Origin of the sequence: Actinomyces sp. 565 (assembly GCF_010365615.1) — a bacterium.
Taxonomy (GTDB): Bacteria; Actinomycetota; Actinomycetes; order Actinomycetales; family Actinomycetaceae; genus Actinomyces.
Map to the genome: position 1 here is coordinate 1 of NZ_PIZD01000005.1, position 11,421 is coordinate 11,421.

Below are 11,421 nucleotides of genomic sequence, written 5' to 3' on the forward strand. Positions count from 1 at the left end.
CGACGCAGTCGATTTAGTCGATTTCGGGCAAAATCGACTGTCTTCTGACGCCGCGGCGGTAGGTTCCGACGCTGCACTGCCGGAGGCGCTGCGGCTGCTCGACCTGGTAGGTACTGAAGACGACCCGTACGGCGACGGTGGCGAGTGGAGCTACGCGAACGAGAACGGCGGTCGCTGCTTCTTCATCACGCAGAACCTGGTCTACCCCGTTACAGGGCGCGTTCTGATCACGACGGAGGAGGTGGCTAAGCGCGTTCAACGCAAGGGCAACACGCGTTGGGCATGGATCCTGCACGACAAGGACGTCTACGGCCCGCAAGAAGTGAGTGAGAACCCGGCACTCACGCTTGGAGCCCACAAGGCCGATCACGTTCATATCGCCATCTCGCGCAAGTCATACGCGTCTGTCGCGGACATGGCCCGCATGTTCGAAGTCCCGCCGCAACAGGTCGAACCGAGGCCGCCCTCGGCGTTCCTCGATCTCGTGGAGTACCTGACGCACGAGAACGACAAGCAGCTAAAGGCTGGCAAGCACCTCTACGACGACAACGAGGTTCATGCGAGCTTCGACTGGCGTCCGGAGCTGGATGAGCACAAGGAGGACCGCCGGGAGAAGGGCCTGAACAAGGCACTCAAGCGCCGCAAGAAAGAGGCCGCTCTCAAGGTCAATTCCGGGGAGTGGACGCTCGACTATGTTCGGCAGACTGATCCGGAGCTTTGGACCTCGCCCGGGGTCATGCGCCATCTGCAGGACATGCGCCGCGACTACCTCCGGAACCTCCCGGAGCCGGAGTTGGTGCTCAACTTCTACATCTTCGGCCCCGGCGGCGTGGGCAAGGACCTGCTCGCTATGGCGCTCGCCCGCGCCTTGTACCGGGACGTCGAGCACCCGGCCTTCACGGTCAAGAGCGAGAACGTCTCCTTCGAAGGCTATGACGGTGAGCCGGTGCTGATCTGGTCGGACTTCCGGGCCGGAAACATGCTGAAGGTGGTTGGGGGGCGCGGCCCGTTGTTCAGCCTGCTTGAGCCGCACCGCCAGCCAGATAACCGCGTGACGGTTAACATCAAGTACGGCTCGGTCCACCTGGTCAACCAGGTCAACATCATCACCGGGCCGGAGGACTACGCCAAGTTTCTCGATGGCCTGGCCGGCGAGTACACGGACCGCCACGGCACCGTCTTCAAAGCGGAGGACACGGGGCAGGCCTGGCGCCGCTTCCCCATCATCATCCCGGTATCCGAGGGCGAGTTCAGTGTGTGGATCAACCGCGGCGTACTCGAAGGCACCCGGGAGTACCGAGTGTTCGAAGAGCACAACCACCTGCGCCAAAGTCTCGAGCACCTGCACCGCAGCTTGAGCGCGATCGAGGATGAAGCCGAAAAGCTGGCTGCGCGTGATGAGGTCGAACGCCAGACGGTCGCGCCGATCGTCGCGCAAGTCGAGCGCTTGCACCTACCCGCCGCGAACTCGGCCTCGAAGTCGATCACGGCCGAGTTCGCAGACGCGGGTCAGCCACTTTCGGAGGCCGAGGTGAACCAGCGGGAGGTGCTGGACAAGGCGATAGACAACGCAGCTGCGGGCTTCATCAGCCGAGATGAGGCCAAGCGGCGCGTGATGGAACACTTCAACAGCGCTCACTTCGCCGATGGGGTGTGGCCACAGCCGCCGATCGAGTTCAAGTTCGATCGGGTGCTCAACCGGACCGTTGACGGTCAGCCTCAGCAGTTCCACTGCAACGTGTGCGATGCCGCCTTCTAGACGGCCCCATCAAGACGTCCCCGCGTCCGCTGGGGTCGAGGGCTAGTACGAAAGGAGATAACCAATGCCCTCTTTTGAAGAACGAATCGCTGCGGAGCAGAAGGCCGCGCGTGAGAGGATCGCGAGGCTGAAGGCTGCGCAGGCGAAGGAGCAGCGCGAGGTTGATCTTGCGGTGGCCGCCGAGCTGCGCAAGGACAACGCCGACTACTACGAGCAGCTTGCCTCTCGCGTGCGCGATGCCCGCGAGGCGAAGCGTGCTGAGCGTAGCGCGCGGGCGAAGGCCCGGGCTGCTGCGCGCAAGGCGGCTGCCTCGCAGGCGCAGCAGAGCGAGGGCGCCGACTACCCGGCGGGTGGTGGTAACGGTGAGTGATGTCCGCCTGCCGGGTTGGGGCTCGCCTGCGAGCCCCGGTAACCCTCCGCCCGCAGCGAGCGCAGCGAGCGAGGACGGAGGCCAGCGGGACTTGAGGACACCGAGCGAAGCGATGGTGTCCGACAAGTTCCCTGCTGGCCACCACTCGGGACCGGCTCAGAAGGTGCTTTGCACTGCCGGTTCCGAATCCCCCACCACGCTCCCGAAGGAGACGCAGCGCGTGGTGGGGGATGCCCGGGACACGCTCGATAAGCATATTGATGTGCGCGTGTCCCGGGCGGAGCACGAGGCCGTCAGGCGTCGTGCTCACTCGCTCGGTATCACGCCGAGCGCGTGGTTCAGGGCTGTTCTGCGTGATGCCTTGGACTCTCGACGTGATGAGGTCCGGTCCATCACGGCTCAGGCGAGCCAGCCGCGCCAGTCGCCGCTGGTCGCCGAGGCGGTTGGGCAGCTGCGCCGGGTCGGGGTGAACCTGAACCAGGCGCTGCGCCGCGGCTCGGCGGTTGACGGCGATCTGCTGCTTGAGGTCAAGGCCAGCGTTGACAGCCTGCGCCGCGAGCTCGGGGACACCACGAGGTAGGCCCGCGATGAGCACGATCAATGTTCGAAGCTGCCGGGGTATCGCCTCTGCCGTGGGCTACGTGCTATACGGGGCCGGCCGCGCCGGGCGCGAGCGCGCCGAGTCCGGTGCCACTCGCGCCTCGGCCTTCACCATCCATACCTCCTCGGGCACTAGCGACCCTGCCGAGTTCGTGCAAGCCGCTCAGGCGCACGCACTCGGCAGCGGCCGCAAGGTCGAGGCGTACACCTACGTGCTCGCCTTCAGTCCCGAGGAGTTCGACGTGAACAGCCCCGAGCACGTGGAGCGGGTGCGTGACATCGCGGTGAAGCTCACCAAGCGCATGCACACCGCCGACTACCTCGTGGCAGTGCACACCGACGCCAAGGGCCAGCACGTCCACGCGCACATCGTTGTCGCCAACCACGACAACCTCACTGGCAAGTGCCTGACCCGCTACACGTCCTGGACGCACGGGCTGCACCAGCTGAACGACGAGCTGATGGATGAGCTGGGCCTGCAAGTGCTGCCCGAGCCCACCAGGCCCAAGCCCGACTGGGACCTGAGGCGCAACGACTTCGCCCCCGGCGGGTTCGAGCAGTCGCTGGGTGACATCGTCGCCGAAGCACTACGAGACCCCCGCTGCACCAACCGCGAGGCCTTCGAAGCCCTCCTGGCCAAGGACGGTGTACGCCTGGCAGTCACCGACCGCGACGGGTGGAGCTTCAAGATGCGACGCGAGAGCGGCAAGTGGGGTCGCAAGAAGGCCTCCGCGCTCAGCCACGAGTTCACCGCCGATGAGGCCGAGCAGATCTTCAACCACCACGCCACCAGGCAAGCCAAGCAGACACAGCAGACAACGAAGGAGAACACCAACCATGGGAATCTTGGACGACCTGAACCAGCAGGACGAGACGGAGGACTTCACGTCCAGGCTCGAAAGCCTCGAGACCAGCAACGCCCGGCTGCTTCAAGCAGTGCAAACCCTGGCGGGCAACGTGAAGGGGATGGACGAGGACCTGAAAGCTCTGTCGACCTCGCAGCAGTCCGCGCAAGCCTCGCAGCAAGCAGGCGACTCGATGAGGCACGAGCTAAGCGAGCTGAAGAAGACGCTCGTCGAGCTCTCGAATACGATCGTTGGCTCGCAGCGCTTCGAGCTGGACAACGGTCAGACAGTGACGCAAGCGGACTTGCAAGCCCTAGCACTGGTTCAGCAGCTCCAGGGTCGAGCGGACAAGCAGAGTCAGGCTATGACGGACCTGACTTCTAAGGTCAAGGAGCTGACCGAGGAACAGCGCTCTCGCAAGGTGCCCTACTACAGGCTGGACACCTCTAAGGTCACCAAGCAGGTCTTGGAGCATCTGAATGGTGAGGTGCAGCGAGCCGTTCGACCCTTGGTGGACGCGATGACCGCGAGCGTGCAGGCCACGGGCGAGAGCGTCAAGCAGTCCGTGAAGGACTTTGAGAAGCGCGTGTCCCAGGTCGAGGCCAAGAGGGTTGAAGAGCTTGCTGAGGATGTGAAGAATGCCGACGAGTGGGCAGAGAGGGTGATCTCGAAGGTCGACAGGCTGTCCAGTGTGGCCACCTGGACTGCCGTCGGGCGCTTCTCGATAGCTCTCCTGCCACTGTGCGTTTCCATCATCATCGTCGGAGGCCTGGTATGGACCATCACGCAGTTCCTGGGGGTCGCGCCCGTGCTGGCCTTCCTGTGGTCGAAGTTCACAGCAGCAACGGCGGTGTGGGCCAAGCTGTTGTGGGCCGCCGCAGCGGTGGCGCTCGTCACCCTGCTCTGCTGGCTGATCTGGGCGCTGCTCAAGTGGCTTGACGGTGAGTTCAGGCGGTGGTGACTGTAAGCATCACCACGGGACAGCCCCCCCCTGTCACCAGCCAGGCGCCGGTGACGGGGGGCCTGCAGTCAAGAGCTCAGAGGGCTAAAGCCCAGTCTTCTAGAGCACGTTTGCTACATGGACATTTGATTATCCTCGCCTGCCGTGGGCGATGATTGAGGCCACAACGACTCGAACTGGGTGCTTACGGAGGTCGACGCGGTTCTGACACTATCTCGCCCGGCCCGCCTAGAGGCCACTACTTTGCGGGCAACATCACAGACGTCGCTACCACTGAGCCTAGGCTCTCTGCACAGTTCAACGAGCTCCGCGAGAGCCTTGTTATCGAGCTTGTGCAACTGTCTCTGAACCTCACTCTTCGGAAGCGGTTTCAGACTCTTAAACAGGTCTTCGACACTCTGATACCGAACCATACAGTTTTCCTCCTAATCAGGGATCAAGGCGACGTGGACCGTAGCGCCTGCGTATATTGTACCGCCTCAACGTCAAAGCTGCCAGCGGCGCGACTGAAGTGATCACGCTCCCGACACGTCGGTTCTAGGCGAGAAACGGCGCTCGTCATCATGCATGAATTAGCTGCGACAACGAAGAAGCGACCCCGGCACTCCGTGGGGAGCACCGGGGTCGGGTGGGGGGGTGTATGAGGTGATCAGTCGGACTCGATGGGCGCCCAATCGCCGGAGATGCTCAAGTCTGCGTTCGCATAGCCTTTGGTAGCGTAGATTGTTGCGCCACCGTCAACGCCGGAGATGATCTCATATTCGAGGGATGCAGCGATGTCCCAAACGTTAATGTTCTCTCTGGACGGTAGTATGTAGTAGGGGAAGGCTACCTCTTCATCGTCGAGGTCATCACACTCTTTTACAATCGTTGCATGCGAGTAGTCGGATGTTACATAGCTAGTGTTACTGTTTGATAGTTCAGAGTCTTCAGGTACGGATTCGACTATTTCAGCTTCCCCGTGAGTGTCGACAACATACTTCCAGAAAACGTCTTGTTCGTCATCGAAGTTGTAGTTTTCCACCCCCTCGTGTCGCGCATGCTCGTCCTCGATCAGACGTTGAGCTACAGTGTTGAACGCATCGTCACTGCTGTAGTCAACATCGACGTCCACACGACACATTCCAGTGCTGAATGACTTTGCGGTGATCGTGAATTGTTTGACAGCGACAACACCGCCATCGGCCTCGACCGCTGTCTTCAGCTCGTCAGACAACCTGACAACAAGCGGCTGCTCGACTGCGGCCAGAACCGTCTGATCATCTGAATCGTTGACCCTCGCCTCCTCGAACTCGTACACGACAGCATTCGAGGTCTCAGACGCCTCCTGCGTGACAGCAGCGTCGCCACCAGCGTCGCCACCGAAGCTGTTCGAGGCATCATTCGAGCTGCCGCACGCCGTGAGCGCCAGCGAGAGTCCGGCCAGGACCGCGAGAGCGGCCCTAGACCGCTTGGCGGTCCTGGTCTTCATTGTTGTGGATTCCTCTCCGTGAGTGATGTCGATGGTCGTTACCGTTGACGCTCCGTCGTGTGCGGGTCTGGGGCTCATGGGGTGGGGTTCCTCTCAGCTGGGGTGTGAGGTCTCTTGCACTCTAGCGGAATACATGGCTTCCAGTGGAATCGATGACTACCTGGAACTGGTGGCTACCGGTTAAGAACATGTGTGGGTGGCTGACGTACCGCTGAAGAAGCGGCTCGGCGCGAACCTGCGCGCCGAGCGCCGTCGCCGTAACCTCACGCAGGAGAAGCTCGCCGAGCAGCTAGGCTTCAGCGCTCGCTACCTGGCGGGAATCGAACGCGGGGAACGCAACCTCACACTCGACTCCGTCGACTCCCTCGCGGCCGACCTCAAGCTCGACGCCCGGACATTGCTGGACTGAGCCGGGCGCCCGCTGCCGGGCACCAGCCCTCGGCGGCCAGTCATAGCGAACGGAACACGTACACGCCACCGCCCGGAGCGTTGGTGACGTCGTAGTCATAGGCGAGGTCACGGGTCCACTGGTCAAGGTCGAAGTAGGCGGACCACTCCCGCCCCGCACCAGCCAGCGGACCGTCATGGGCGTACGCGAGCGCGAAAGCGTCGAAAGACTCCCACGCCCCGCAGCTGCACTCATCGAAGGCGGCCTTGCTGGGCGGCTCGCCGTCCTGGCACACACCGGTGGCCTCCACCCAGGCGATGTACTCGCCCCACCGCCCAGGCCCCACCTCGGCATACCGCTCACCCCAGCGGCCCGCAGCCCCGGGCGTGAGGTGACCAAAGGACGGCAGCCCCTCGTAGTCGAAGACGATCACCTCGTCGTGGGTGGTGGGCTCCCCGTCGTGCAGGTCCGCCGGGGTCAGGGCGCCGCAGCCCAGGGCTGGTACCCACCTGCCCACCAGGCGGCCCTCCATGTAGCAGCTCAGGCACCCCAGCCACACGCTGGGCGCCTTCGTCGTTGTCGCGCTCATGTCTGTTCCCTCGCCAGCCAGGAAGGAGGCCCGCCCGGGGCAGCCAACTCGAAAAATGGCGCACACGGGCCGGGCCGGGCCTCCAACACCGGACCCGGGGCCGCCACGCGGCCCTTGGGGGTGTTTTCAGGCGCCTTCGTCTTCTCCGCGCCACTCGATCTCGACGCTGTCGGGGTTGAAGCCTTTGTGTCCCTGGGGGACCTTCTTGAGCGTGACGGTCATCAGCGTCTCAATGATCATGCGCTGGGTGGCTATGTTGCTGCTCAGGAAGGCGGCGCCCGGGTCGGCCGTGCCCAGCACGGGCGCCATGACGGAGCCGGTGCTTGCTGTTAGCCGTTCGGCTTCCAGCCGGTCGATCTCGGTGCGCGCCTTGCCCCGGACACGGGCGAGGTCGGCGGCTTCGATGATCCCCTCGTCGTAGTCGTTCTGGGCGCGCTCGATGCGTGCTCGTTGCTCGGCGATCCGCTGGGAGAAGCTGTCGGCCTCGCCCTGTCCGGGCACCTCGCGCAGGGCCAGCAGCTCGGGGGTGCTCAGGCGGCGGGCCACAACAGCGCGCACGAAGTCGTCGATGGCTCCGCGGCTCCTGTTCATGTGCCCGTCTGGGCAGGAGTAGTAGATGCTGCGTGTGATTACGCGGCGCCCGCACTGCCCGCAGCGGTACAGCCCGGCGCCCAGGTGCTTTCTCACGGTGCTGCCGGTCCGGTTGGTCACGCGGTCGGATTCGTCGAGCATGTCCTGCACAGCCCACCACTGGTCAGGGGGGATGATGGCCTCCCACTGGCCCTTGACCGGCTCCCCGGCATCGTCCCGCACGATGTTGTTGCGCATCGCCTTGCGGCGGGAGGGTCCGGCGGGCTGATTGCGGGTCTTCTTGTCGGTGTAGACCGAGTAACCGGCGTAGCGGGGGTTGCGCAGGATGCCCAGCACGGTCGAGGGGTTCCACGGCCGGTCGTCGGGGACGGGGCGGGGCTCTTTGCCCTCGGCCTCGCGCCTGGCGTTGCGCTCAATGGTCCGCGTGCGGGTGTGGTTGGGCAGATTCGGTACGCCAGCGGCCACGTCCGGCCCCTGTAGACCGCTCAGCGCCCTTGCGATGGCCCGGAGGCTGTCCCCACGCTGAAAGGCCCTGAAAATGGCTCTGACGGCCTCTGCCTCGCTCTCGATGGTGCTTCCGTTGATGGCGTAGCCGAGCGGGCGCACGCCCTTGGGCGCCCGGCCGAGGGCGGCCCGCTGCTTCTGGGCGCGCGACTGCCGTGAGGCCTTGTGCTCGGATTCCTGACGGGCCACCGCCAGCTTGATACGCGCAAACAGGCGACCGGCATCAGTGCTCAGGTCGACCTCGCCGTTGACGGTGACCACTATCAGGTCGTGGTTCTCGGCAGCTTCGACCCAGTCCTCAAGCTGCTTGGGCTGGCGGGAGAGGCGGTCGAGGTCCCAGCAGATCAGCGCATCGAACAGCCCGGCCTTGTAGTCGGCCACCATCTGCTCGTACTGGGGGCGCTTGGTGTTGCGGTTGAAGGCGCTGATCGACTGGTCGGCGTAGGTGCTCACGACCTCCCAGTTCCTGTTGTTGGCGATGCGTTCGCAGTCCTCGCGCTGCCGGTCGATCGCCAGCCCTTCCATCTCGGGGTCAAGGGAGATGCGCAGGTAGATGGCGGCCCGCCTGGGCCTTGCTCGCTCGCTTGGGGTGTTGGGTTGGACAGCCATGGGAGCACGCTAGCGCTTAAATGTTAGTCCCGTCCGGAACTCGACCCCGAGTTCAGACGATATCTGAACTACTGGTTCAGGATACCGAAGCCGTACCCCGCCTCGTCGTCGAGCAGCTCGAGGTCCCCTTCCACCTTCGGCGCGACCTTCTGGACGGCCTGCCACGAAAGCTCGGAGGCCTCGCGCCGCAACAGGATCGCCTTCTTCACTGAGTCGGTGATCTCCTTGCACCGCTTGGAGTCCTTAGGCACCGGCAGGACCAGCTCAGCCCAGCGACTACCCAGGGTGTCGATGATGTCCTGCGTGAAGCGCTTGGCGAAGATCTGAGACTTGACCACAGGTGACGACAGCAGAGCGAGCAGCATATGGGGGTCCATCCTGCTCTCGTCGAGGACCTTGAACTTGAGGATGTGGCTCTGGTAGACGATCTTCCAGTCCAGGTCAGTCACGATGGCACAGGTGCCGACGAGGTAGGTGCCGTCCCGGACCATGAGGATGTCGCCAGGGGCGACATTTTGCTTATCCGCCAGCGACTCGTATAGAGCTTCACTGAGGCCGTGCTTGGGGTCGCCCTTGATTTGCCAGTTTGCAATGTCGCTGGTGCGGATGAACGGGATCGAGCCCGTGCCGTAGGCCAGCTTGCCCACCTCGTCGCCGGTCGAGACTGACAGCACGCCTTGGGTGACCAGATCACCCAGGCGCACGAGGTCATGGGTCTTCGATAGGCGCTCAACCGACTCGCGGACCTCGGGGTTGTAGTACTTGGGGAGGTAGATCATGTCCGTGATCTGCGCGGAGTCAACGACGAAGCCGAGGTGGTCGAAGTCCAGCGCCTCACCGTCCGCATACTTCTCCCAGCGTTCGACGATCTTGGGCAGGTCGTCGAACGGGATTGAGTGGCCTCGTGAATCGTGCCCGCACCAGCGGGCGACGGCCATGAACACGTCGTGCGACTCGCCAGAGGGCTCAGCACCCTTCTCCAAGAGCACGACGGCGGTCTTGGCGTGGGTGTACGGCTGGAAGAGGTTCTCGTGCACGGAAATGACCGCGTGGATCGTCGCCCGGCTCAGTACGTACTGCATGATGTAGCGGTGAGACGGATTGCACAGCATCGACTCCGGCAGGACGATGCCCATGCGGCCGCCATCCTTGAGCAGGTCGAGACAGCGCTCAATGAAGAGGATCTGCGGGGTCTGCGAGTCCGCGACCTTATCCGTCTTCTCGTAGCCGACACCACCCTTGGCCTTGCGCCACTTGGAGCCGAGGTCGTACTGGGCCAGGGTCGTGCGTTCGGTAACCTTGAGTTTCTGACCGAACGGCGGGTTAGTCATGATGACGTCGAACTCGCCGACGGAAACTTCCTGGCGAGCCTTGAGACCCCAGTCCCTCATCGGCACCAGCGAGTTCTCACAGAAGATCCCACCGCGACCATCACCGAGTAGCGCCATGTAGGCCTTGGCCACCTTGCTGAGGAACTCATCCTTGTCGATCCCCCGCAGCTGGCGGATTGCGACCTTCTGCTTCTCGCTCTCGCGCTCGCTGTCGGGCCACTGCAGCTCGTCGGCACGGTCATCGACGAGGTCCCACAGGCCACGCAGGGCCTCGACGAGGAAGCCGCCCGAGCCGCAGGCTGGGTCGAGCACCATGTCCTGGATCTTCGGGCGCACAAGTGCCCGCACCAGGTGCGTGACATTGCGCGGCGTGAAGAACTGCCCCTGGCCGCCCTTGAGGGAGGGTCCGATGAACGTCTCGAAGGCGTCGCCGACGACGTCGCGTTCGCACTCGATCAGGCAGTACTGCTGGAGCTCGCCTACAACGTAGGCGATGGAGCGGTCGTCGAGTTCGATCTTGTCCGTGTCGTCGAAGACATCGCTGTACTGCTTGACCACGTGAGCGAAGGACTCCTTCACGCGCGCCGCCACGTCGGCAACGGGTTCGTCCACGCCCGCCCGGAAGGTGACGACAGCGTCGCGTCGCGTGAATCGCTCGTCGTAGATCTTGCAGAAGATGAGGTTCATGATCTGCTGAGCTAGGGGCTCGTCGCGCGTCATGCCGACGGCGTTCGCCGCCAGGTAGTTACGGATCGAGCGGAAGACGGCCTTGAGGTTATGGGTCGGTCGTAGATCCTCGCGCTTGAACAGGCCGATGTCCTCGACGCGCTGCCCGTAGCGCGGGATGTTAGGGATCTCGTCGAAGGTGACCTTACCGTTGGCCTCCCGCTTTCGTAGGAAGAGGCGCTCGTCCCCATTGGTCCAGACGCCGAGGTAAGCGCGGGAGAGGCGGAGGTAGTCCTCCAACTGGTCCCGGCCATCGCGGCGGTCCGGCTTCTTGCACTCGACCACGAGGAACAAGTCTTCGTCGCGATGCTGGTCGCCGCTAAAGACGGCGATGTCGACCGGATAAGTCTTCGCCCGGTCCGACGGGCGCGCCTTCACGTGCCACTGGGGCCTTGTGCGGATGTGCACCTTGGGGTAGCCGTAGTCCTCGACGAGTTGGCGGGCGAACGGCTGGACCGCGAGCATCTCTTCAGGCTTGGCAGGCACCTGGATGCCGGAGATATAGTCGACGACCTTGCCGTCCGGCGCTTCGTCGTCGCTGGGGACTGTCACTGCGGCCTGCTCGCTCACTTCTTACTCCCAGACGTAAGTCCCGTGCGGAACTCGACCACGTCGCCGTCGGCCATGACGTAGTCCTTGCCCTCCATGCGGACCTTGCCATGGGCGCGGACCTCGGC

At 63.8% G+C, this 11,421-nt stretch carries 11 protein-coding genes; 6 read left to right on the forward strand and 5 right to left on the reverse strand.

Annotation, left to right across the window (positions count from 1 at the left end):
* The 5 genes from GZ997_RS01370 to GZ997_RS01390 all read left to right on the forward strand — a co-directional run.
* Nucleotides 1-1,759, forward strand: a 1,759-nt coding sequence (locus GZ997_RS01370) for a Rep family protein (RefSeq protein ID WP_203233879.1), incomplete at its 5' end; no start/stop codon positions are given.
* Nucleotides 1,760-1,823: 64 nt separating this feature from the next.
* Complete coding sequence (locus GZ997_RS01375) at nucleotides 1,824-2,129, forward strand: hypothetical protein (protein WP_162678558.1); 306 nt, start codon at nucleotides 1,824-1,826, stop codon at nucleotides 2,127-2,129.
* A gap of 163 nt (nucleotides 2,130-2,292) precedes the next feature.
* Entirely contained in the window at nucleotides 2,293-2,709 is a 417-nt protein-coding gene (locus GZ997_RS01380; protein ID WP_203233880.1) for a hypothetical protein, read from the forward strand.
* 7 nt (nucleotides 2,710-2,716) lie between these two features.
* The gene (locus tag GZ997_RS01385; RefSeq protein ID WP_162678559.1) at nucleotides 2,717-3,958 is read left to right on the forward strand and encodes a relaxase/mobilization nuclease domain-containing protein; all 1,242 of its coding nucleotides are present in this window, start codon (nucleotides 2,717-2,719) and stop codon (nucleotides 3,956-3,958) included.
* Entirely contained in the window at nucleotides 3,939-4,535 is a 597-nt protein-coding gene (locus GZ997_RS01390; RefSeq protein ID WP_162678560.1) for a hypothetical protein, read from the forward strand. Before GZ997_RS01385 ends, GZ997_RS01390 begins: the two co-directional genes overlap by 20 nt.
* A gap of 649 nt (nucleotides 4,536-5,184) precedes the next feature.
* On the opposite strand, the gene GZ997_RS01395 is transcribed toward GZ997_RS01390, so the two are convergent.
* Nucleotides 5,185-6,084, reverse strand: coding sequence for a hypothetical protein (locus GZ997_RS01395; protein WP_162678561.1), 900 nt, complete (start codon nucleotides 6,082-6,084; stop codon nucleotides 5,185-5,187).
* Between the two features lie 118 nt (nucleotides 6,085-6,202).
* On the opposite strand from GZ997_RS01395, the gene GZ997_RS01400 reads away from it, so the two are divergent.
* On the forward strand, nucleotides 6,203-6,415 hold the full coding sequence (locus GZ997_RS01400; protein WP_162678562.1) for a helix-turn-helix transcriptional regulator: 213 nt from the start codon (nucleotides 6,203-6,205) through the stop codon (nucleotides 6,413-6,415).
* Between the two features lie 40 nt (nucleotides 6,416-6,455).
* Here GZ997_RS01400 and GZ997_RS01405 read toward each other — a convergent pair whose 3' ends face one another.
* From GZ997_RS01405 to GZ997_RS01420, 4 genes are all read right to left on the reverse strand, one after another.
* Nucleotides 6,456-6,983 carry an antirestriction protein ArdA gene (locus tag GZ997_RS01405; RefSeq protein ID WP_162678563.1) on the reverse strand — a complete coding sequence of 176 codons (528 nt, stop codon included), beginning with the start codon at nucleotides 6,981-6,983 and terminating at the stop codon, nucleotides 6,456-6,458.
* Between the two features lie 126 nt (nucleotides 6,984-7,109).
* Nucleotides 7,110-8,687 carry a recombinase family protein gene (locus GZ997_RS01410; protein WP_162678564.1) on the reverse strand — a complete coding sequence of 526 codons (1,578 nt, stop codon included), beginning with the start codon at nucleotides 8,685-8,687 and terminating at the stop codon, nucleotides 7,110-7,112.
* A 68-nt stretch (nucleotides 8,688-8,755) separates the two neighbouring features.
* A complete protein-coding gene (locus GZ997_RS01415) occupies nucleotides 8,756-11,314 on the reverse strand; it encodes an N-6 DNA methylase (RefSeq protein ID WP_203233881.1) in 2,559 nt (852 codons plus the stop codon).
* Nucleotides 11,311-11,421, reverse strand: a 111-nt coding sequence (locus GZ997_RS01420) for a DUF933 domain-containing protein (protein ID WP_162678565.1), incomplete at its 5' end; no start/stop codon positions are given. The genes GZ997_RS01415 and GZ997_RS01420, both read right to left, overlap by 4 nt.